17 protein-coding genes are annotated in these 21,494 nt (G+C 68.4%); 12 read left to right on the forward strand and 5 right to left on the reverse strand.

All coding sequences use genetic code 11. The features are described from left to right. Nucleotides 1-214: 214 nt before the first annotated feature. The 5 genes from mreC to G4D83_RS30610 all read left to right on the forward strand — a co-directional run bounded on the left by mreC (nucleotide 215) and on the right by G4D83_RS30610 (nucleotide 5,568). On the forward strand, nucleotides 215-1,075 hold the full coding sequence (gene mreC / locus G4D83_RS30590) for a rod shape-determining protein MreC (RefSeq protein ID WP_163868392.1): 861 nt from the start codon (nucleotides 215-217) through the stop codon (nucleotides 1,073-1,075). Further along, on the forward strand, nucleotides 1,072-1,572 hold the full coding sequence (locus G4D83_RS30595) for a hypothetical protein (RefSeq protein ID WP_163868393.1): 501 nt from the start codon (nucleotides 1,072-1,074) through the stop codon (nucleotides 1,570-1,572). Before mreC ends, G4D83_RS30595 begins: the two co-directional genes overlap by 4 nt. Next, the gene (gene mrdA / locus G4D83_RS30600; RefSeq protein ID WP_163868394.1) at nucleotides 1,569-3,611 is read left to right on the forward strand and encodes a penicillin-binding protein 2; all 2,043 of its coding nucleotides are present in this window, start codon (nucleotides 1,569-1,571) and stop codon (nucleotides 3,609-3,611) included. The genes G4D83_RS30595 and mrdA overlap by 4 nt, the downstream gene beginning before the upstream one ends. Nucleotides 3,612-3,618: 7 nt before the next feature. Beyond that, nucleotides 3,619-4,746 (forward strand): rod shape-determining protein RodA, encoded by a 1,128-nt coding sequence (gene rodA / locus G4D83_RS30605; RefSeq protein ID WP_205522753.1) that lies wholly within the window; start codon nucleotides 3,619-3,621, stop codon nucleotides 4,744-4,746. Nucleotides 4,747-4,884: 138 nt separating this feature from the next. Beyond that, a complete protein-coding gene (locus G4D83_RS30610) occupies nucleotides 4,885-5,568 on the forward strand; it encodes a PilZ domain-containing protein (RefSeq protein WP_163868396.1) in 684 nt (227 codons plus the stop codon). Nucleotides 5,569-5,622: 54 nt separating this feature from the next. Here G4D83_RS30610 and G4D83_RS30615 read toward each other — a convergent pair whose 3' ends face one another. Then, nucleotides 5,623-5,838 (reverse strand): hypothetical protein, encoded by a 216-nt coding sequence (locus G4D83_RS30615; RefSeq protein WP_240356761.1) that lies wholly within the window; start codon nucleotides 5,836-5,838, stop codon nucleotides 5,623-5,625. Between the two features lie 625 nt (nucleotides 5,839-6,463). Continuing rightward, entirely contained in the window at nucleotides 6,464-6,793 is a 330-nt protein-coding gene (trxA, locus tag G4D83_RS30620) for a thioredoxin (protein WP_163868398.1), read from the reverse strand. A 184-nt stretch (nucleotides 6,794-6,977) separates the two neighbouring features. On the opposite strand from trxA, the gene G4D83_RS30625 reads away from it, so the two are divergent. The 7 genes from G4D83_RS30625 to G4D83_RS30655 all read left to right on the forward strand — a co-directional run bounded on the left by G4D83_RS30625 (nucleotide 6,978) and on the right by G4D83_RS30655 (nucleotide 14,997). After that, nucleotides 6,978-7,358, forward strand: coding sequence for a hypothetical protein (locus G4D83_RS30625; RefSeq protein WP_163868399.1), 381 nt, complete (start codon nucleotides 6,978-6,980; stop codon nucleotides 7,356-7,358). Between the two features lie 33 nt (nucleotides 7,359-7,391). Then, on the forward strand, nucleotides 7,392-8,207 hold the full coding sequence (locus G4D83_RS30630; protein WP_163868400.1) for a cytochrome C assembly family protein: 816 nt from the start codon (nucleotides 7,392-7,394) through the stop codon (nucleotides 8,205-8,207). Between the two features lie 2 nt (nucleotides 8,208-8,209). Next, complete coding sequence (gene hemA, locus G4D83_RS30635) at nucleotides 8,210-9,541, forward strand: glutamyl-tRNA reductase (protein WP_163868401.1); 1,332 nt, start codon at nucleotides 8,210-8,212, stop codon at nucleotides 9,539-9,541. Beyond that, complete coding sequence (gene hemC / locus G4D83_RS30640; RefSeq protein ID WP_163868402.1) at nucleotides 9,538-10,476, forward strand: hydroxymethylbilane synthase; 939 nt, start codon at nucleotides 9,538-9,540, stop codon at nucleotides 10,474-10,476. The genes hemA and hemC overlap by 4 nt, the downstream gene beginning before the upstream one ends. A gap of 42 nt (nucleotides 10,477-10,518) precedes the next feature. Continuing rightward, complete coding sequence (locus G4D83_RS30645; RefSeq protein ID WP_217911111.1) at nucleotides 10,519-11,274, forward strand: uroporphyrinogen-III synthase; 756 nt, start codon at nucleotides 10,519-10,521, stop codon at nucleotides 11,272-11,274. 100 nt (nucleotides 11,275-11,374) lie between these two features. Then, on the forward strand, nucleotides 11,375-13,168 hold the full coding sequence (locus G4D83_RS30650; RefSeq protein WP_163868404.1) for a zinc metalloprotease: 1,794 nt from the start codon (nucleotides 11,375-11,377) through the stop codon (nucleotides 13,166-13,168). Next, nucleotides 13,153-14,997, forward strand: a complete 1,845-nt coding sequence (locus G4D83_RS30655) for a GspE/PulE family protein (RefSeq protein WP_163868405.1) — start codon at nucleotides 13,153-13,155, stop codon at nucleotides 14,995-14,997. The genes G4D83_RS30650 and G4D83_RS30655 overlap by 16 nt, the downstream gene beginning before the upstream one ends. A gap of 343 nt (nucleotides 14,998-15,340) precedes the next feature. Here the strand turns inward: G4D83_RS30655 and G4D83_RS30660 are convergent, their stop codons facing one another. From G4D83_RS30660 to G4D83_RS30670, 3 genes are all read right to left on the reverse strand, one after another. After that, a complete protein-coding gene (locus tag G4D83_RS30660; protein WP_163868406.1) occupies nucleotides 15,341-16,873 on the reverse strand; it encodes a hypothetical protein in 1,533 nt (510 codons plus the stop codon). A gap of 81 nt (nucleotides 16,874-16,954) precedes the next feature. Further along, a complete protein-coding gene (locus tag G4D83_RS30665; protein WP_163868407.1) occupies nucleotides 16,955-18,952 on the reverse strand; it encodes a single stranded DNA-binding domain-containing protein in 1,998 nt (665 codons plus the stop codon). Beyond that, entirely contained in the window at nucleotides 18,952-21,462 is a 2,511-nt protein-coding gene (locus G4D83_RS30670; RefSeq protein WP_163868408.1) for a bifunctional metallophosphatase/5'-nucleotidase, read from the reverse strand. The genes G4D83_RS30665 and G4D83_RS30670 overlap by 1 nt, the downstream gene beginning before the upstream one ends. Between the last annotated feature and the right edge of the window lie 32 nt (nucleotides 21,463-21,494).

Below are 21,494 nucleotides of genomic sequence, written 5' to 3' on the forward strand. Positions count from 1 at the left end.
TCACTTCGAGAGCAAACGCGCCGAGAAAAGTCGTGCGGAAGGACTCGCGACGCGGTGTTGTTGGTAGCCCGGCCGAAGGGTGGTTGACCTGCGGCCACCCCCGTCACAGGGCCTTGACTGCCTAGGACACTGCACCGGAAAATGCAAGCGATTTAGAGAGTTTAGCGCCGACCCCCACCCTCCGCACTTCCCTCCCACCCCGGAATTCCCCTCTGTGCTGTCGCTCCTCAAGCGATATCGGCGCCCCCTCCTGGTCGGCGTCCTACTGCTCTACCCGCTGGTCGCCTTCCTGCTCAGCGGGCGCAAGGGCAGGGACCCCAATCCCATCGACCGGGCGGTCATCGCGGTGACGTCGCCCGTCCAGCAGGTGCTCACGGCCTCCATCGAAGGCACGGTGTCGGCGGTGCGCCACTACCTGGATTTGCGCGGCGTCCGGCAGGAGAATGACACCCTGCGTCTGGAGAACCTCCAGCTCCGCGCCTCGGTGCAGGCGCTGGGCGAGTCGCGCACGGAGAACGAGCGGCTGCGCAAGCTGTTGGGCTACGCGGAGGCGGCGGCGGGGCCGGAGATTCCGGCGCGGGTGGTGGGAGTCAACCCGGTGGCCAAGCTCCTGTCGGTGCGCATCAGCGCGGGGGAGAAGGAGGGCGTCTTCCGGGGCATGTCGGTGGTGACGCCGGATGGAATCGTGGGACAGGTCATCCGGGCCACGGGGAGCTATTCGGACGTGGCGTTGGTGACGGACACGCAGAGCCGGGTGGCGGTGAGGGTGCAACGCTCCAGGGCGCGAGGCACGGCGTCGGGTGCTGGCAGCGGACCTTTGAAGCTGGAGAACATGCTGCGCACCGAGGACGTGGACAACGGCGACCTCATCATCACCTCGGGCACGGATGGCATCTACCCACCGGGGCTGGTGGTGGGCCGGGTGACCCATCTAGAGAAGAAGGAGCACGGCATGTTCCAGGGTGGGGACATCGTGCCGGCGGTGGACACCAGCAAGCTGGAAGAGGTGTTGGTGGTGGGCAGTCCCTACAGCGCGATGGCGCAGGGCAGCGCGGCGGAGGGTGCGTCGAAATGAAGTTCCTGGTGACGGTGGGCATCGCGCTGGCGCTGCTCACGCTGGAGTCCGTGGTCGTCAAGCAGGCGGGCCTGGTGCTCGGCCGCATCGACGTCACCGTGGTGCTGGTGGCGTTCCTCGCCCTGCGCGCCACGCTGCTGGAAGGCGCCTTCTCCGCGTTCGCGGTGGGCTACCTGTTGGACTTGATGAGCGGACAGCCCACGGGGCTGTTCACCTTCCTCGCTGTCTTCACCTTCCTGGTGGGGCGGCTGGTCGCGACCTTCGTCGACGTGCGCGGCGGCCTGTCCTTCGCGCTGTTCGCCATGGGCGCGGATGTGGGGCACGGCCTGCTGGCGACCTTCTTCACCTGGCTGACGGTGAAGGACGGCGGCACGGGGCCGGTGCTGGCGGGCCTGCCGGTGCAGGTGGCGCTCACGGGGGCCGCGGCGCTGGCGCTCTTCCCGTTGTTGCGGCGCTTCGAGGCGGCGCAGGACCGTCCGGCGGGGTTGCTGAGGTGACGCCTCCCACGCTGGGCAACACGACGCCGGGCCGCGAGCTGCGTCGGCGCTTCCTCTGGCTGGGCCTGGCCATGACGGTGGGGCTGGGCCTGTTGTCCATCCAGCTCTATCGGCTGCAAATCACCCGGGGCGAGGAGTACTCCGCCAAGAGCGTGGCCAACTTCGTCAAGGAGGTGCGCCTGCGCGCCGACCGGGGCGTCATCAAGGACGCGCGCGGCACCATCCTCGTCGACAGCCGCCCGTCCTTCGACGCCGTCGTCACGCCCGCCTTCTGCACCGACTGCTCCGAGCAGGTCATCCCCCGGCTGGCGGAGTTGCTCCAGTGGGACGCCGACCAGGCGAAGAAGGTGGAGGACCTGGTGCGCCAGGGCCGCCGCAACGCGCCCTTCCAGCCGGTGCCGGTGCGCGTGGACCTGACGCGGGACGAGTACGACCGGCTGGCCGCCCGCCGCGACATCCTGGACGGCGTGGAAGTGGCCCCCGTGCCTCACCGCCACTACCGGACCAACACGGTGCTGTCGCACGTGCTGGGCTACATGAACGAAATCACCCAGGAGGAACTGGAGCGCCTCAACGGCGACGGCTCGCGCTACGCGCTGGGGGACTACATCGGCCGGCGCGGCCTGGAGCGCTACTTCGAGCAGCGCCTGCGCGGCCAGGACGGCGTGCGCAAGGAGGTCGTCAACGCGCGCGGCCAGAAGATTGAAGAGCTCAACGTCAAGCTGGGCGACAACGCCGTGGTGCAGCCCCAGGCGGGCAGCAACGTGGTGCTGTCCATCGACATGCGCCTGCAGGAAGAGGCGGAGCGCGCCTTCCCTGGCGTGACGGGCGCCGTCGTCGCCATCGACGTGAATACGGGCTTCATCCGCGCGCTGGTGTCGCGGCCCGGCTTCGACCCCAATCTCCTGACGGGCCGCGTGACGCCCACGCAGATGGCGCAGCTGTCGAGAGATCCGCTGGAACCCATGGTCAACCGCGTGGCCGCGGAGCACTACAGCCCGGGCTCCACGTTCAAGGTCGTCACCGCGCTGGCGGCGTTCAAGTCCGGCGTGTTCCGTCCGGAGACGGTGGTGAACTGCCCCGGTGGCTACCGGCTGGGCGCGCGCACGTGGCGCTGCCACCTGGACCGGGGCCACGGCCCGGTCAACGGCCTGGACGCGATGAAGAGCTCGTGTGACACGTGGTTCTACAAGGTCGCGGACACCATCGGCCTGGACCCCATTGGAGAGATGGGCAAGTCGCTGGGCCTGGGCAGCCCCACCGGCATCAACGTGGTGGCGGAGGTGCCCGGCATCATGCCGACCAGCGCGTACCACGACAAAGCCTCGCCGGGCGGCTACACCAAGGGCATGGCGCTCAACAGCGCCATCGGCCAGGGTGACAACAACGTCACGCCGCTCCAACTCGCGCTGATGTACGCGGCCATCGCCAATGGCGGCACGCTCTACAAGCCGCAGATGGTGCAGCGGTTGGAGAACCTGGACGGGCAGATCATCCAGGAGTTCAAGCCGGAAGTCGTCCGCCGGGTGGAGCTGTCCCCCGCGCACCTGAAGGCCGTCATCGAGGGCCTGGTGAAGGTGGCCCACGAGCCGGGCGGCACCTCCTACCGCACCCGCCTCAAGTTCATGCGCGACCAGGACGTCCTCATCGCGGCGAAGACGGGCACCGCCCAGGTGGCGCGCCTGGGGGCCATCCGGCTCAAGACGCACCAGATGAGCTACTTCGAGAGAGACCACGCCTGGTTCGCGGGCTTCGCCCCGGCGGACAAGCCGGAGATCGCCGTCGTGGTGCTCAACGAGCACGGAGGCCATGGCGGCTCGGACGCCGCGCCGACGGCGATGGCCATCATCCAGAAGTACCTGGACCTGAAGAAGCTGGACGCCACGGCGCCGCCGCCGCGTCCCAACCAGCCCTATACCCCCTCGGTCCTGCGCGCTCCGTCTCCGGACGAGGCGGCCCTGACGCGCGGCGTGAAGCCCCCGAAGCTGCTCCCGGGCGACGAAGAGGTTTCGGAGGACACCCGTGCAACTCAGGATTGAGCGGCGGATGGTGCCCCACGTCCCGTGGGGGCTCATCGTCTGTGTGCTGGGCGTGTCCCTCCTGGGCATCTGGAACCTCGCCTCGGCGTCGCGCCCCCCGCTCGCGCCGGTGTGGTCCAGCCAGGCGCTGTACCTGGGGCTGGGCGTCGTCGCCGTGCTGGTGGTGTGCCTGGTGGACTACCGCTGGATTCAGCGCATGGCGCTGCCCATCTACGTCTCCAACATCCTGGCGCTCATCGCCTTGCGCTTCATCGGCCACACGGCGAAGGGCGCGGAGAGCTGGTTCGTCATCGGCCCGTTCCGCCTCCAGCCCGCGGAGTTCATGAAGATTGGCGTCGTGCTGATGCTGGCCAAGGTCTACCACGACGACTTCCGCCCCAATGAGCCGTCCTACGGCCTGGTGCGCCTGTGGAAGCCGCTCTTGGTGGTGGGCGTGCCCTTCATCCTCGTGCTCGTCCAGCCGGACCTGGGCACGGCGCTGATGATTGGCCTGTCCTCGCTCACCGTCATCCTCTTCGGCAAGGTGCGCTGGTACCTGGTCGCCACGCTGGTCGCGGCCATCCTCGCGGGTGCCATCGTCATCTGGAACGACTACGTCCGCGACGTGCCCGAGCCCCGGCCCACCATCGTCCGGCACCACCTGAAGAAGCACCAGAGCCAGCGCATCTCCGGCTGGTTGGACCCGGAGGCGGACCTGCGCGGCAGCGGGTACCACGCGGCCCAGTCGAAAATCGCGGTGGGCAGCGGCGGCGTGTCCGGCAAGGGCTGGCGCGAGGGCACCCAGACGGGCCTTCGCTTCCTGCCCGAGCAGCACACCGACTTCATCTTCTCCGTGTGGGCGGAGGAGCACGGCTTCGTGTTGTGCACGGTGCTGCTCGTGCTCTACGGCGCCATCTTCATCTTCGGCCTGGGCGTGGGGTTCAACGCCCGGGACAGGTTCGGCGCCTTCGTGGCCGTGGGCGTCGTCGCCATGCTCTTCTGGCAGGTGTTCGAGAACATCGGCATGGTCATCGGTCTGCTCCCGGTGACGGGAATCACCCTGCCACTGATGAGTTATGGCGGGTCTTCCATGATGTCCGTGATGCTCAGCATTGGCTTGCTGGTGAACATCAGCATGCGGCGTCACATGTTCTGAGACGCCGCGACACGCGACGCTGAAGCGGGCGCTCCGAAGATGGTGCGGGGCGCTGGCGGCGACTCGCGGGTGGTGTATGAATCACCCCACCAATTCCGGGGGGAGGGCGAGTCCCTCTCGGGCCGGTGGAGGTCAGGCATGCAGAGGAAGGTCGGGCAGAAGGTGAGTGGGAGTGTCCGCGTGGCGGAGATTCCCGTGGCGACGAGGGACGTGAAGCCCGCGGCGCCACCGCCCGTGGCGAGGGCCCCCGTCGTGGCGAAGGAAGAGGTGCGACGGCCGGTGGCCTCGCCGCCGCTGCTTCCGACGTTCGCTCCCATCATCGAGCGCAACCAGGGCGAATCCGAGCACCGGGAGTTCCCCCGGGCGCAGCTGACGACGCGCTTCGAGGTCTGGGTGGATGACGAGGAAGGCGGGCGGCGCTTCGCGGCGAGCCTGGCGTCCATCAACGTCAGCGTCAGCGGGGCCTTCCTGGAGAGCACCTTCTACCTGCCCATGGGCACGGTGCTGGGCGTGAGCTTCCTCCTGGAGCCGGGAGCCTCGCCGGTGCGGGCGCGGGCGCAAATCGTCCGGGAGGAGCGCGGGGACGGGCCCGAGGGCCGCAGCGGCTTCGGCATCCGCTTCCTCGACTTCAGTGGCCAGACGGAGGTCGCCCTGGCACGGCTCTTCGTGGGAGCCCGGCTGCGAGCGTTCGCGGAGGACTACCTGAGCTCCCAGCGGGCGCGTTCACTGCCCAACGAGTTGGAGCGGGTGGTGGATGTCCTTTCGGCGTGGGAGCTGCTCAAGGCCACGAGCACCGAAGCGGACCCCTGGCAGACCAAGTAACGAATTGAGCGGCGGCTCGCCCAGGGCCGTGGGCGCCACCTCGAACCGCGTGTCTCAGGCGGGCTTGCCACCCGCCAACAGACGCCGCCGCTCGGCCTGGTAATGCGCTGAACACAGCCCCTTCGAGCGCTGCTCACGCGTGCAGTCCGGCATCGTGCAGCGCCGGTCAGACGCCACCATGTTGCCCGCAAGGGCCTTGGGTGGCCGGCCACGACGACGACTCGCCGCCATGCCGTTGCTGTTGCCACCCGTGGGCATGCCTTGGTTCATGGCTCGGAGGACGCCTCGGCCAATCGCATCGCCAAGCGCTTCCGCCCAATTCACCAATGCGGGGGTCAGGGGGACCTTCGACAACTCCTTACGTGGTCGTGCCATGAAAACTCCCGTGAAAACAGTCAAAACAAACAAGGCTTCCAATGCGCCTATTTGGCGGTGGATGTCAACGCTGTCAATACAACCAGGGAGGGGTCTCGTATGACTCGCAAACCCGCGCGGAAAATTGATGACAAGACTGCAAAGGGATACGTGTTTCCCACAGGCGAGCGGGACGACGATTCGGTATCCGAGCTGGATTTGTCCGCAGGGGTGAAAATGACGCGGAGTCTGAGAAATCGCTGAAGGCTCGCCCGAGACTTGGGTTGAGTTGAGTCAGGACGGGGGCGGGCAAAGCCGCTGCTCCAACGGTTCCGGGCTCGCGAGAAGGATCCGCTCACAAGCCATGAATCGGAGCTCACGAGGGTGGGCGGCACCAGGCAGGGCAGGCGCTCCGGGGGGACGTTTCTCGCATCCCTCAGCCGGGCAGCGGGCTGGCGCTCCGCGTCGACAAACAGAATCGCCGGGCGAGGCGCGCGCGGGACAAAGCGTCCTCACGTGCGCGCAGGCCCGGCGAAGCGGCTTACAGCGCCTTCTTGATGGCGTCTTCGATGCGCGCCTTGGGGACGGCGCCGACAATCTGCTCCACGACCTTGCCGCCCTTGAAGAGCAGGAGCGTGGGGATGGACCGGATGCCGTAGTCCTGCGGCGTCTGCTGGTTGTCGTCGATGTTCAGCTTGGTGAACTTCACCTGACCGCCATACTGGGTGGCGAGCGCGTCGATGGATGGGGCGATGGCGCGGCACGGCGCGCACCAGGTCGCCCAGAAGTCCACCAGCACGGGCTCCTGGGAGTCCAGCACCAGCTGCTTGAAGTCGCCATCTCCGACCTGTGTCACGTTGTCGCCTGCCATGGTGTCTCCTTCGGGCCCTCTCCGGCCTGCACGGCGCGTCGTCTAGTACGTGCCCCGGGGGCCTGCAAGAATCGGCGGACCTCCGACCGATCCGCCAGGAATGATGCGGTGGGAAAGCGCGGGTTTCACCCGGCATTCCGAACGGCTCCCCCTTCAAGCCCGGCGCTGGTGTAGGCTGGCGGACGTGACGAAGCTCTTCCTGCCCCAGTCCCAGCTCGAGGAGTGGGCACTGGCGGACAAAGCGGACGTGAAGGACGGCCGGCTGGTGGTCATGGCCGAGGGCGGCACCGCCTTCGCCGTCTCCCCAGCCGTGCATTTCCTGCAGCTCGTGTCGGGCGAGGACACCCACGGCCTGGTGGCCAAGGTGAAGACCGAGGAGCAGCTCTCCCGGCTGGGGGCCGAGCAGATGGCCGACTCGGTGCTGGTGGGGGAGTCCGCCTACGAGGTCGTTCCGGGGTATGTGACGGAGGTGCCCTCCGGGGCGCCGAAGCCGGAGGCGGCGGGCAAGAAACCCGATTCGGAGACCGACCTGTTGGCGGCGTTCCTTCTCAACAAGATGGGCTGATTCGCCCGTCTGTCACGGTTATTGCCTGAATCCATGAGCCACACGCTCGTATCGCTCGCCTGCCACGCCTACGGCATCGCCGCCGTGGCCTATCTGGCCTACCTGGTCCGCCAGTCGGATGCGCTGGCCATGGCCGGGCGCGTGCTGGTGGGCGGGGGGCTCGTGCTGCACGGGGTGGCCCTCTTCGAGCTGCTCGGAGCCCAGTCCGGCCGGCCCGTGGGCATGGCCCAGGGCTTCTCCACGCTGGCCTTCCTGCTGCTGGCCATCTTCCTGGCCCTGGATGTGCGCTACCGCCGCCCCGTCATCGGCGCGTTCCTCACGCCCCTGGCCGTGACGGTGCTGATACCCGGGCTCTTGATGAACGGAGGGCAGTCGCCGCTTCCACCGGGCGTGAGACAGCCGCTGTTGCCGTTGCACATCACCCTGGCGCTCCTGGGGTTGGCCGCGTTCGCGGTGGCCGCGGGCGTGGGGGTCATGTACCTCTTGATGGAGCGGCAGGTGCGCGCCAAGCGCTTCGGCCTGCTCTTCTCCCGGCTTCCGTCGTTGGAGTTCCTGGACACCCTCAATCGGCGTTTGGTGGTGTGGGGCTTCATCGCGCTGTCCATCACCCTGGCGACGGGGGCGTTCTTCGTCGCCTCCACCATCGGCTGGCAATGGGATGGCAAGTCGATTGCCACGGTGGTGGCGTGGGCCGTCTTCGCGGCGATCGTCAACGCGCGCATCTTCGCGGGCTGGCGGGGGCGCCGGGTGGCGTTGCTGACCATGGCGGGGTTCTGTCTGGTGCTGGTGTCGTTCCTCACCTCGTACGACGTGACTTCGAGCACGGCGGCCGCCATGAGGATTCCCTGAGTATGGAGCTCGTCTGCATTGGCCTGTCCCACCGCACGGCGCCCCTGGTGGTGCGCGAGCGGCTGGCCTTGTCCGAGTCGCGTCAGGTGGAGGTGCTCCAGCGCCTGGCCCAGTCGCCGGTGGAGGTGCTCTGGGTGTCTACCTGCAATCGGGTGGAGGTCTATCTCTCCGCGCCGGACGGGATGCTCGCGCGGGAGCGCGCGGTGTCGGAGCTGCGGGCCCTGGGCGGGGACGAGGCGTTGGACCACCTCTACGAGCACCGGGGCGAGGCGGCCCTCATCCATTTGTTCCGGGTGGCGTCCAGCCTGGATTCGATGGTGCTGGGCGAGGCGCAGATTCTGGGACAGGTGAAGGACTCCTTCGAGCGGGGGCAGGGCGCGGGGGCGGTGCGGGGTGAGTTGACGCGTGCGTGCGCGGCGGCGTTCGGTTGCGCCAAGCGGGTGCGCACGGAGACGGCCATCGGCCGCGCGGCGACGTCCATGGCGTCGGCGGCGGTGCAACTGGCCAGCAAGGTGTTCGACGGCTTGAAGGGCAAGACGGTGTTGGTGGTGGGAGCGGGGGAGATGGGAGAGCTGGCGGCGCGCCATCTGCAACAGGCGGGTGCGACGAAGTTGTTCATCACCAACCGGACGTTGGCTCGCGCGGAGGCGTTGGCGATGGAGGTGGGCGGAGTGGCGCGGCCCTTCGAGGAGCTGTTCTCGCTCCTGGGCGCCGCGGACGTGGTGGTGTGCAGCACCGCGTCGCCCGTGCCGCTGTTCACCCGGGAGAACGTGGGCGCGGTGGGCAAGGGTCGCAAGGGCCGGCCGCTGTTCATGGTGGACCTGGCGGTGCCGCGAGACATCGACCCCGGGGTGGGCACGCTGGACTGGGTGCACGCCTACGACGTGGACGACATCCAGAAGTTCGTCGCGGACAACGCGGCCGCGCGCGCCGAGGAGGCGCACAAGGCGGGCGTGCTGGTGGCGCAGGAGGTGGCCCGCTTCGTCAAGGAGCGCGCGCTGCGCGAGGGGATGCCAGTGCTCGCGAGGCTGCGTCAGCGCGCGGAGGCCATTGCCCGCACGGAGGTGGAGCGCACGCTGACGTCGCTGGGTGACGGGCTGACGGACAAGCAGCGCAAGAGCATCGAGGCCATGGGACGCGCCATCGTGAACAAGCTGCTGCATGAGCCCACCTCGCGGCTGCGCGCCGTGGGGCCGGAGGGTGAGGGCAATCGCCTGGCGGGTGCCGCCGCGGAGCTGTTCGGGCTCCTGGAAGCGGAGATGGAGGCGGCGGACTCGGAGGCCTCTTCCATGGCGCCGGTTCCGCAGCAGCTCGCGACGGGGGCCAAGCGATGAAGACCGTGCGTATCGCCACCCGACAGAGCCCGCTGGCGCTCTGGCAGGCCCGCCACGTGGGCGCGCTCCTGGCCTCGCATCATCCGGGCCTGGAGGTATCCCTGGTGGAGCTGTCCACCGAGGGAGACCGCTTCCTGTCCGCGCCGCTGTCCGCGGTGGGCGGCAAGGGCCTGTTCGTGAAGGAGATCGAGCAGGCGCTCATCGATGGTCGCGCGGACCTCGCGGTGCACAGCCTGAAGGACATGACGTCCGAGCTGCCGGAGGGCCTCATCCTCGCGGCGGTGCCGACGCGCGAGGACCCTCGCGATGCCTTCTGTGGCCTCTCGGGACTGACGTTGGACTCGCTTCCCCAGGGCGCGCGCGTGGGCACGTCGTCGCTGCGCCGCAGCTGCATCCTGCGCTCGCGGCGGCCGGACCTGGAAATCGTCAGCCTGCGCGGCAACGTGCAGACGCGCTTGCAGAAGACGAAGGAGCTGGGACTCGCGGGCGCAGTGCTGGCGTACGCGGGGCTCAAGCGCCTGGGGCTGGAGGACGTCATCACCCAGGTGCTGTCCACCGACGTGAGCCTGCCCGCGGTGGGGCAGGGCGTGCTCGCCATCCAGTGTCGGGGGGAGGACACGCGCGTGTGCGCGCTGCTCGCGCCACTGGAGGATGCGACGACGCGTGTGGCGGTGACGGCCGAGCGCGCGCTGTTGGCGAAGCTGGAGGGGGGCTGCACGGTGCCGCTGGCGGGGCATGCCACGGTGTCCGAGGGCTTCGTGCACCTGCGCGGACTGGTGGGCCGGCCGGATGGCGCACGGGTGGTGCGGGGCGAGGTTCGTGGGCCGGTGGCTCGGGCGAGGGAGCTGGGCGAGGCCCTGGCCGACAACCTCTTGTCGCAGGGCGCGGCGGACATCCTGCGTGATTTCGCTCGCCGTCCGGACGCACGGCCCTAGACTGCCGCCCGCGTGGAACGGCGACTGGAAGGCATCCGAGTCTTGGTGACGCGCCCGCGTGAGCGGGCCGAGGAGCTGTGTTTCCTCCTGGAGGACGAGGGCGCGGAGGTGCTCAGCCTTCCGCTCCTGGAGCTGCGTCCCCCGGAGGACCCACGTCCGCTGGCGTCCGCCGCCGAGCACATCCAGCGCTATCGCTGGGTGGTGTTCGCGAGTCCCTCCGCGGTCGACGCGCTGATGGACGCGCTGCGCGAGGCGGGCACGGCGCAGCGGCTCTCCCGCGTGAAGCTGGCGGCGGTGGGGCCTCGGACGGCGCGCGCCATGCGGAGCTATGGCCTGGACGTCGCCGCGGAGCCGGACGAGGGCACGGGGCAGGCGCTCTTCGAGATGCTCAAGGACGGACTCCAATCGGGTGACGAGGTGCTGTTGCCCGCGGCGGAGGAGGGGCGGCGCGAGTTGGAGGAGGCGCTGCGCGACGCGGGCGTGCTCGTCACCCGCGTGACGGCCTATCGCTCCCTGCCGGCGGAGGTGCCCTCGGAGGCGCTGGCGCTGCTCACCGAGTCACCGCCGGACGTGGCGGTGTTCGCCTCGCCGCGCACCGCCGAGGCCTTCCTGGACGCCGCGGGGCGTGAGCGATTGGGGCCCGCGCGGGTGGTGGCGATTGGTCCCACCACGGCGTCGGCGCTGGAGCAGCTCGGGCTGCCGGCCACGGCCGTCGCGGAGAAGCCCACGCCGGAGTCGCTGGTGGATGCGACGGTGCGCGCGGTTCGCGGCCAGGTGGAAGCTCCCCCGGTGAAGTAGGGGGGATGCGGCTCGACGCGCTGTTCGCGGGTAGACTGCCCTTCCCGTCGAAGTCCGGGCGAATGCGTGCCCGGTGCTGGACGACGCGGAGGGGTCTTCGATGATTCGGGGTTCGCAGCGGAGCGCCGTCGTACTCGGGTTGTTGTTGTCCGTCACGGCGGCGGCGCAACAGGTGCTGGAATACAGGGACCTGGGCTACCGGGTGCTCAGCACTCCCGCGGACCCCTTCGTCTTCTACGTGGACGGCCGACAGTCCCAGCCCGGAGGCAATGACCTCAGCCTGGTGGTGGCGGCCAGTCAGGCGGCCGCGCAGACGTGGCAGGTCAGCTGCTCCTGGCCGACGTTCTCCTTCCCCGATGGTGGAGTGGCCACGACGGGCTCGCCCATGGCGAACGTCAATGACCCGGGTGACCGCTTCAACGTGGTGCCCGTCTGGGTGACGAGCGCGAGCGACCCTCGCTACACGGACACGCTCAACGGTGGAGACCGGCCTTCCGCCGCCAGGCCGCTGACGTTCAGCGGCTACGTGTACCAGTGCGACATCTTCCTCAACGCGGTGGACTTCGACTGGTCCACGACGACGCCCACGCCCGCGGGTCACTACGACATCCAGAGCGTGCTGACGCATGAGATTGGCCACTGCCTCGGCCTGGGTGACTCCTTCGAGGCGATTGGCGCGGTGATGTTCTTCGACCTGCCGGCGGGAGTGAGCCGGCGCAACCTCGCGGACTACGACAGGACGGCGCTGTGCCGCTTCTATCCGAAGACGGGCGCTGTCGGTTCACCCTGTGACAGCACCGCGTGCACCACCGGCCTGACGTGTGTCACCGCGCCGTCCACCGTCTCCGGCAAGGACCTCAAGGTCTGCGCGAAGGGCTGCTTCGGCAACGCCACCGCCGAGTGTCCGGCCCCCTATGTCTGTCGCGAGTCCTCCGCGGTCTCCGGGTACACCCGGGCCTGTCTGCCAGCCCTTCCCGACGGTGTCACGCCGGTGGGCCGCGAGTGCACGCCTGGCCCGAGGAGCTGCGCCACCACGAATGGCGTCTGCATCGCCCCGGTGTCCGCGCCGTCGGGCAATGGCGAGTTCGACCGGTGGGACGAGGGCTACTGCACCGAGACGTGCAGCGGTTCGAACTCGTGCCCCGCGGGCTCGGGGTGCTCCGTGGTGGCGGGACAGGGTTCCATCTGTCTCAAGGACTGTACGCTCGGGGGCAGCGACTGCCGCCCTGGCTATACGTGTGAGGCCCGGCCCGAGGGCAACCTCTGCGTCCCTGGCTGCTACGGCGACCTGGACTGTGACAGCAACTCTGTCTGCCGGACGTGTGACCGTGTCTGTGTTCCGAGGCAGGCCGCCGGCAAGCAGGTGGGCGACGCGTGCACCGCGAACGCCGAGTGTGGCACCAACCAGTACTGCCTTTTCGCGGAAGGCGGCACGCAGGGCGTGTGCGCGCAGCAGTGCTCTGTCTCCGCGTGCTCCTGCCCTGGAGGCACGTCGTGTCAGGTGGTGAACAAGGAGGGTGAGCGGGCCTGCGTCCGGGCGTGCTCCGCCAGCTCATGCCCCGCGACGCTGCGGTGTGGCTCGGTGGAGCAGGGCGGCTCCGCCTGCTTGCCTGTCTGTGTCACGAATCAGGACTGCGCGCCCAACATGCTCTGTGCGAGTGGCGGCACCTGTTACGATCCTCAGGCGCGGCCGGACGCCGGGCCTTGCACGCTGTGCAACGATGGTGGCTCTCAGCCGCCTCCGCCCGTGGACGCGGGGCCGCCCAAGGGCAGCACCACGGGGCCGGATGGCTGTGGTTGTACGGGCGCTCCCGTGTCGGCGGCGGCCTTCCTCGGTGGGTTGGTCCTGCTGCTGTTGGTGGCGGGAAGGAGACGGACTTGGCACAAGCAGTGAGCGGCCCGGGGAATCCTCCCCCGAGGAGCCGGGATGACTTCACCACGCTCTTCGTGCTGGAGGCGCTGGTGGGGCAGGGGCTGTTGACGCCCCAGCAGGCCCAGGAGGTCCTCGCGAAGGAGGGGGCCGCGCGAGCGCGAGTCCTCAAGGCGCAGACGGCCGCGATTGGCAAGGAGGCGGCGCGCTACGACGTGTCGCCTGTCGAGGTGGTGGCCGCCTTCCAGGTGCCCCTGGCCAATGGCCGGGGCGTGCTGGACGAGGACCGCGTCACGGAGGCGGCCGCTCGTGCCGCTGGCATCGCCTACCGGAAGATAGACCCGCTGAAGCTGGACATGACGCTGGCCACGCGCACGGTGTCGCGGCCGTATGCGCAGAAGCACGTGTTGCTCCCGCTGGAGCGCACGGTGCAGGGGCGGTTGCTGGTGGCGGTGGCCAACCCGTTCGACCGGGAGCTGTTCGAGAGCTTCCACCGCCTCACGGGTTTGCCGGTGGAGCCGGTGCTGAGCGCGAAGGCGGACATCCTCAAGTCCATCTCCGACATCTACGGCTTCGGGAGGACGTTGGCCCGGGCGGCGGATGACTTCAGCGTGGCGGTGGGTGGGGGACAGGTCGCCAACTTCGAGCAACTCGTGTCGCTCAGCGGCACGCAGGAACTGGAGGCGTCGGACCGTCCGGTGGTGCAGGCGGTGGACTACCTGCTGCGCTACGCCTTCGACAACCGCGCTTCGGATATCCACATCGAGCCCAAGCGCTCCACCAGCATGGTGCGGCTGCGCATCGACGGTGTGTTGCACCCGGTGTATTCGCTGCCGGCGCAGGTGCATCCGCCGATTGTGTCGCGCGTGAAGATGCTCTCGCGCATCGACATCTCCGAGAAGCGCAAGCCCCAGGATGGCCGCATCAAGACGGAGCGGGACGGGCGCGAGGTGGAGTTGCGCGTCAGCACGCTGCCTACGGCCTTTGGCGAGAAGGTGGTCATCCGCATCTTCGACCCGGAGACGCTGGTGCAGGACATCGCCCAGCTTGGCTTCGACCCGGAAGAGAAGAGCTCCTTCGAGTCGTGGATTGACCAGCCCCACGGGCTCATCCTCGTCACGGGGCCCACGGGAAGTGGCAAGACGACGACGCTCTACTCGGCGCTCAAGGCGCTCGCGGGACCGGACGTCAACGTGACCACGATTGAAGATCCCATCGAAATGGTGTGGGACGCCTTCAATCAGGTGCAGGTGCAGCCCAAGCTGGGGCTCGATTTCGCGACGGCGCTGCGACACATCCTGCGTCAGGACCCGGACGTCATCATGGTGGGCGAGATTCGCGACGCGGAGACGGCGGAGAATGCCATCCAGTCCGCGCTCACCGGACACCTCGTCCTCTCCACGTTGCACACCAACGACGCGCTGGGCGCCGTGGCGCGCATGAGGGATTTGGGTGTCCCGTCGTTCCTCCTGGCACAGTGCTTGTTGGGCGTCATGGCCCAGCGGCTGTTGCGCCGCGTGTGCAGTCATTGCGCGGAGGAGGCGACGCTGACGCCGGACGAACTGCTCGCACTCCAGGCGCCGCTGCCCTTGCTGCCGGGTGGGGTGCGTCTGCTCAAGGGAGCAGGCTGCGTGCGCTGCCGAGGCACGGGCTACGTGGGTCGCACGGGCGTCTTCGAAATCGTCACCACGGGTGGAGAGCTGCGCGAGCAGATTTCACGTGAGGCGCCGTACGAGAAGCTGGTGGAAGTGGCCCGGCGCGGAGGCATGCGCACCCTGCGCGAGGCCGCCGTGCGCAAGCTGGCTCAGGGGCTCACGGCCTTCGACGAAGTGGTGCGCATGACTTCGGCGTGAGGCAGGCAAGTGGGCAGGACTCCCGCCGGAAAGGTGGGGTCCTGACATTGTTTGGTGTCGGGCGACGAGGGTGTATGTGATTGAGGGCCGAACGAGATGGCCTGAAACCGCGAGAGCTGAATCCGCCGTCGTTGATTTTGTATGAAACGGTTCGCCATGGAGGACTACCGCAGTTCGGGTTCTCAAACCATGACAGCCATTGGAATCGCCCTTGTGAGCTTGCTCGGCCGAGTGCACGCAGGTGTGCTTCGAGGGGCCAGAGGGGACGTGAGCGCTCCAACGACAACGGCCCGGTCCCCAGGAAAGGGAACCGGGCCGCGATGTCCGCTCAACCGTGTGAGGGTTAGAAGCGCGCCTGCAGCAGCGTGTTGAAGCCCAGCGCGTGCGGCTTCTCGAACGTGGGCTGCGCCACACCGGTGATGTCGTCCCGGAACGTGGTCCGGTTGGTGTCGTACGTGTAGTAGACCTCGCCGACCGCCGCGACGGAGTCGGACAGGTCCCAACGGAACGTCGCCTTGGCCGAGTAGATGGGCTCCGCGCCGCACGGGCCCGAACCACCGCACGTCTCCGGCAGGATGCTCAACTGATTCACGTCACGCACCACGACGGTGGGCGTGCCCTGCAGGTTCGGCGGCGGGTTGTTGCCACCCAGGATGGGCGTCGGACTGCGGAACGACGCCGGACGCTGGATGCCGAAGATGAAGCCCGGCGTGAAGTGCAGCTCCGACAGGTGGTAGTCCGCACCCAACGCCAGGAACATCTCCGGGTTCAGCTTCGTACCCTCGGGGAAGTCCTGGAACGGGGGGAAGCCCGGCACGTCGAACTGGATGTAGGAGAGGCTGCGGTACAGGCCGAGCAGGCTCAAGCGCAGGAAGCCCAGCTTCGCGCGGGCCTGCAGCGCCAGCGCCGTGGCGCCCTGGGGCTCCGTCGCGCCGAACTGGTCGGGCTTCTCCAGCGTCTGGGACAGGTAGCTGCCTTCCAGCGACACGGAGTAGGACAGGCCACCCGGGTACTTCTCCGGAGCGAAGAAGCGCTCGTAGATTTCGGGGTCATTCTTGTAGAGCCGGAAGTCCACGCTCGTGCCGACGGGCACACCCACGTGGTAGACGACCTGCCCGGACACGCCCGCGGCGTTCACCGGCGCCTCCACACCCAGGGTCGCGAGACCCGGGACGAGGCCCTTCTGGAAGTAGCCGCCGCCCGCCTCGACGCGCAGCGTCTCCAGGATGTCCACGCCCGCGCCGCCCATCACGCCGTAGAGCGTCGTCTCCTCGAGGATGAGCTCGTTCTGCACCAGCGCCGTCTTGCCGCCCACGTACGCGTACCACCGGTCGCGGGTGATCTGCAGCTTGGCACCCGGTACGCCGTTGGTCGCCGAGCGGGTGGTGAACACGCCGCTGCCACCCCAGGAGATGCGGTACGCATAGCCCAGACGGAAGCGGTCCGCGGACACCGGGAAGCCGACCAGCGAGATGCCTTCCTTCTCACCCCAGCCCGGCGGCTGGTAGTTGAGCCGGATGTAGCTGGAGTTGTCCTGGATGGCGACCTGACCGCTCGGGCGCTCCAGCACCAGCAGCGTCAGGGCCGCCTCCGTCGTCAGTCCCTCGAAGAACGCCGGTGCCCGCTTGTAGAGCACGATGTTCGACAGCGACTCGAAGCCGGAGAAGCGCGTGTTGAAGTTGTCGTAGAACTGGGTGTTCTGATTGCCCGCGCCAAACCGAGCGTTGGGGCTGTTGGGAGTGGTCTCACCCGAGCCCGCGAGCACGTTGTCGTCCGCGAAGACGAACGACAGACGCGTGTCCACGAAGTCACTGGCCCAGGCGGGCGCACTCAGGGAGATAAGGCCGGTCAAGGCCAGCTTCTGCAGCGTTTTCAATGTCCCTCTCCACGGAGCGCCCGCTTGGGTTCGCTCCTCCCTGCACCCCGGCTGAACCGGGGGGCGAGTTTCGTCAAAAGTCTACGGATTCACGCAAGGTTCGATGGGACGCGGGCACTCCATGCCCGGGCCGGGGTAGCAGCAGAGGTCGTCCTGATCTCGGGGCAGCACAATCCAGCGAGGCCGGGCCGCGCTGACGTGGCGCAGATGGCCCACGATGTCGAAGGTCGCCCCATGCAGGAACCGGCACTGCTCGGCGCGCTCCGCGTCGGCATCCGTCTCGCTGCAGTTGACCACCAGGTCCGGCACGGCGTCCTTGGTCACCAGGTTGATGCGAGCGCGCGGGTGCTGGCTCACCTTGCAGCTCGCCGCGCCGTTCGCCCCGTCCTGCACGGAGACCCAGACATAGGCCTGGTTCTCGATGAGCGTGTGCTCCAGGCGCGTGGCCGAGGCCAGGGCGACGGTGCTCGTCGCGGCCGGCACGCTGGTGCCGCCGAACCGCACGTTCACCGCCTTGTCACACCAGAGGTTCAGCGTCACGCCCGCGGGGTAGGAGGCGGTGGAGCGCGTCCAGGCCTCGGTGGCGGGCAACACGGGCGGCGGCGCGTTGAGCGCATGCAGCCGGCCACTCACGGAGGAGTCCAGGCCCGCCTCGGCGGCGCCCATCGGGTTCATCTCCACCACGAACTGGCCGAAGCCGTCGTACGTCGTCTTCTCGGCGCAGATCTTCCCCTTGTACTGGCCCAGGCCCAGCGTGCAGTCCACGTTGCACGCGCGCTCCGGGACGTCCGGGTCATTGGGGTTGTCCGTGCCGCAGGCCCCGAAGGTGTTGGTGCGCGTGTCCGGGCAGAAGAAGGGCACGGTGTTGTTGCCGTTGGCGTCGCAGTTCCTGAACACCTGCGGGAACTTCACGCGGCGGATCTTCACCAGCGAGGACTCCAGGCCCTCCATCTTGTAGTTGCCGTAGCTGTAGCCGCACATCACGTCCGTGATGTAGGGCGAGCCGCTGAAGCCGCACAGCCGGCCGTTGATCTCCGTCGGCGGCGCCAGGTCCAGGTACTTGTTCCACTCGGACTGGGGCAGCAGGCGGACGCTCTCGCGGATGCTCCACGAGGGGAACGTCAGCTGCGTCGTCGCGGTGAACTCCTGCACGGAGCCCGCGATGGACCACAGCAGGTCGCCCGGGTCCAGGCCTTCGGGGAAGGAGTAGTTGTAGATGTAGATGGCGTTGAAGCGGCCGGGGTAGAAGCCCGAGGGCTCCGCCGTCTGCGTGTTGCCGCCAGGGATGCTCCCCTCGCGGATGCGGCACGCCGTCAGGTCCGTCACGAAGAAGCCGCCCGGGTCCGTGCCCGTCACCAGCAGCGTCACCGGCTGGTTGTAGTTCGGGTCGTCCGGCTCGCAGTTCTGGATGAGCGGAGAGCCCGCCTCGGGCGCGCGGCCGATGCGCATGAACGTGCCGTTGTAGGCGGTGAGCTGGTCGCCGTTCTGCGGCACCTGCACCGTGGAGATGGTGGGCTCCTCGAAGTGCATGGCGCGCGACAGGCCGGTGGCGAAGGTGCGCGTGGCGGGCTCCTGCGGGAGCTCTCCGGCGACGACCTGACCCTCGGCGTAGTCGACCTGGACGGGCTCGTCCTCCACCCACACATGGGCCTCACCGTAGAGCTGCGCGCTGCGCACGGTGCCCGTCCCCTTGCCGTTGGTGAGCTGCACCCACCGGTAGCGATAGGGGCCGGTGAGGTTGCCCGGGACGGTGCGGAAGGAGACGGGGCCGTTGAACGAATCCATCGGCTGGCCCTGCACATCCACCGCCTGGATGTCGAAGTCGATATCCACCGCGCTCCGGGGCATGGACAGGCGGCAGTCCGGGGTGCCGCGGATCTCCATGGGCACCGCGGCCTGGCTGCCACCGTGCTGGGCGACGCAGCTGGCCACCACGGGCAGCGACGCGCGCGGATTGGAGTCCGCGACGTAGAAGCCCTTCACGGTGACTTCGAAGGAAGCGAGGCCCGTTGGCTGGGGCGACTCCTTGGTGTAACAGCCGGCCAGGGTCAGCGCCGACAGCAGCATGAGCTTCTTCATTACTTCACCCTCCGGCCAATGCGGCCGTCTTCCACGGCGTCGGCGATGGGCATCGCCGTCGGGTTCGTGCAGAAGTTGCGCAGCTGCTGCGTCACCGTTCCGCACACGGGGTTGGTTCCACTCATGACTTCGCGGCAATCACACCGGCCGGTGAACGGGCCCGGGGAGACCGTGCAGGCGGCCTGGGCCTTCGCGGCATTGTCGATTTCGGGGACGTTGCAGCCCGCCGGGTTGTAGCCGCGCCCCGCGAGCTCTCCGCAGGTGCACGAGCCCACCTGCTTGGCGGCGATGCAGGCCGCGCGCGCCTGGTCGGGGTTGGTGACGGTGGCGACGCCGCAGCTCGACGGGTCGTAGCCATTGCGCAGCAGGTCCTCGCACGAGCAGCTCCCCACCTTCGCGGCCAGCTCGTTCTCGTAGTCCTGCATCTCCCGGCACGAAGCCACCAGGCGCTCGTTGAGGACCCACCTGCCATTGACGAGGGAGCCACAGCGCTGGCCATCCGCGCGGTTGCCGCGCGTCTCGTAGCCCGCGTTGATGTCGTCGCAGGTGCAGAAGTCCTGCATGTAGCCGATGAGCGAGTCGCGCAGCGAGATGCCCGTCTCCTGGCGCGTGGTGTTGCGCTTGAGGACGTTGAAGCCCGAGCCACCCTTGGCGATGTAGTCGTTCACCGCCACGCGGTAGGTGCCGAACGGGTTGAGCGGCGCGGGCCCCACGACGATGTTCGTTCCAGGGTGGGCGTAGCAGCGGCCCGCCGTGGACGAGGTGCTCGTGTCCTGGAGGCACTGCCAGGGAGCGTGGCCCTCGCGGTTGTCCTGGGGGCAGTCCGCGCCGGCCAACGAGAGGTCACACGCGATGCGCAGGTCGTTGATCTGCACCTGGGCGCAATCCATGGTGAAGCTGGCGCCGGAGATCTGCGCCTGACTCACGCAGCCACGCTCGGAGGAGCGCTCGGCGACGAAGTCGAACATCTCCTGCATCTCCTTGCCCGACAGGTACATGATGTTGATGGTGTTCTCGAACGGGAACACGTTGAACATCGACTCCTGGGACACGACGCCGGCGTAGAGGTTGTCGCGGATGCCCAGCGAGTTGGTGAGCGCCATCTGCGCGTCCACGCGGCGGCGCTTGCGCATCGAGTCCGCGGCGATGTTGCCCAGCGGCGAGTCACCACCCGTCGAGTTGTTCCGGCGCGTCACGTCCGTGGGCGCGTACGCGAAGATGTTGGTGAGCTGCAGCTTCATGTCCATCCCGATGATGTAGGGCTGGAGCAGGTGCGTCGTCTGCCGGTCCTCCTGCTCGGCGCAGGCATCGAGGGCCGCGCGCACCGCGGGATTCTGGATGAACTGGCCGTCCTCCCAGAAGATGTTGGAGTCGTAGCGGTAGCGGCGCATGGCGTCGTCGCACCAGAGCCCGTCGATGGGGAACACGCGGTAGTCCTGGCTGACGACCTCGCCGCCTTCACCCGTGCCGAGCACGTCCGGCATCTTCACGACCAGCTCCAGCCGGCCCACGAACTTGGCGAAGGCGCCGGAGTGCGCGAGCACCACCTTGCGGCCGCTCGGGTCCGACAGCAGCTGCGGCGGGTTGAGCACCACGTGCAGGTGGCCGCCCATGATGACGTCGACGCCGGAGACGCCGGGGATCATCACGCGGACGACCGACTTCTCCTCGCCCTCCGGACCGAACCACTCCAGCACCTGCCAGGGGTTGTCCTGGCGGCGGATGAAGCTGCGGGCGCGGCCGTACTCGTAATAGGCCTCGTAGCCCTGGACGACGTCCTGGTCCTCGGTGAGGCCCAGGTGGCTGACGATGACGATGAGGTCCGTCACCGGCCGCAGGAGCGACACATAGGCGCGGACGACCTCGTTCTGCTCAAGCGGCGTGGCCTGCAGGCTGTTGCCGCCCTCGACGATGGAGTTGAGCGAGGAGATGTTGGCCATGCCGATGATGCCCACCCGCAGGCCCTTGATGTTGCGGATGGTGTACGGCGAGGTCTCCAGCGCCGTCTCGTTGCTGCCGTTCTGCCGCCAGTCGTTCCACTGGTAGTTGGCGGCGAGCAGCGGGAAGGTGGCGTTCTGCTTGGCCTGCTGCGTGAAGTTCAGCGCGCCCGCGTCGAACTCGTGGTTGCCCACCACCGCGGCATCCAGTCGGGCCTGCGACAGGAAGCGGAACTCCGCTTCGCCGGTGTTGATGTTGAAGATGGGCGCGCCCTGGAAGCAGTCGCCCGAGTCCAGGTGCATCACCCGCTCACCCCTCGCGCGCTCGCGCTTGAGCACGGCGGCCACGCGGGTGGCGCCACCGAAAGGGCCCGCCTCGGGCACGAGGCCCAGGTCCTGGTCCGTCTTCAACGGAGCGAAGTCGTAGGGGATGAGCCGGGAGTGGATGTCCGAGGTATGAAGGAGCGTCAGTCGCACCTCCTGCCCCTCGAGGTGGTAGTCCTGGCCCTCCACCACTGGCATGCACGAAGCGGTGGCCAGGGCACAGGAAAGGCCGAGCAGGAGGCGACGCATCAGGAAGAATCCGTGTTTCGGTAGAACGTCGG

Source organism: Myxococcus eversor (genome assembly GCF_010894455.1).
Lineage (GTDB): Bacteria > Myxococcota > Myxococcia > Myxococcales > Myxococcaceae > Myxococcus > Myxococcus eversor.

Excerpts from the sequence above, each read along its gene's own strand:
- G4D83_RS30595 (WP_163868393.1), top strand. The coding sequence starts at position 1,072 with ATGAAGTTCCTGGTGACGGTGGGCATCGCGCTGGCGCTGCTCACGCTG.
- rodA (WP_205522753.1), top strand. The coding sequence starts at position 3,619 with ATGGTGCCCCACGTCCCGTGGGGGCTCATCGTCTGTGTGCTGGGCGTG.
- G4D83_RS30610 (WP_163868396.1), top strand. The coding sequence starts at position 4,885 with ATGCAGAGGAAGGTCGGGCAGAAGGTGAGTGGGAGTGTCCGCGTGGCG.
- G4D83_RS30615 (WP_240356761.1), bottom strand. The coding sequence starts at position 5,838 with ATGAACCAAGGCATGCCCACGGGTGGCAACAGCAACGGCATGGCGGCG.
- trxA (WP_163868398.1), bottom strand. The coding sequence starts at position 6,793 with ATGGCAGGCGACAACGTGACACAGGTCGGAGATGGCGACTTCAAGCAG.
- G4D83_RS30630 (WP_163868400.1), top strand. The coding sequence starts at position 7,392 with ATGAGCCACACGCTCGTATCGCTCGCCTGCCACGCCTACGGCATCGCC.
- hemA (WP_163868401.1), top strand. The coding sequence starts at position 8,210 with ATGGAGCTCGTCTGCATTGGCCTGTCCCACCGCACGGCGCCCCTGGTG.
- hemC (WP_163868402.1), top strand. The coding sequence starts at position 9,538 with ATGAAGACCGTGCGTATCGCCACCCGACAGAGCCCGCTGGCGCTCTGG.
- G4D83_RS30650 (WP_163868404.1), top strand. The coding sequence starts at position 11,375 with ATGATTCGGGGTTCGCAGCGGAGCGCCGTCGTACTCGGGTTGTTGTTG.
- G4D83_RS30665 (WP_163868407.1), bottom strand. The coding sequence starts at position 18,952 with ATGAAGAAGCTCATGCTGCTGTCGGCGCTGACCCTGGCCGGCTGTTAC.
- G4D83_RS30670 (WP_163868408.1), bottom strand. The coding sequence starts at position 21,462 with ATGCGTCGCCTCCTGCTCGGCCTTTCCTGTGCCCTGGCCACCGCTTCG.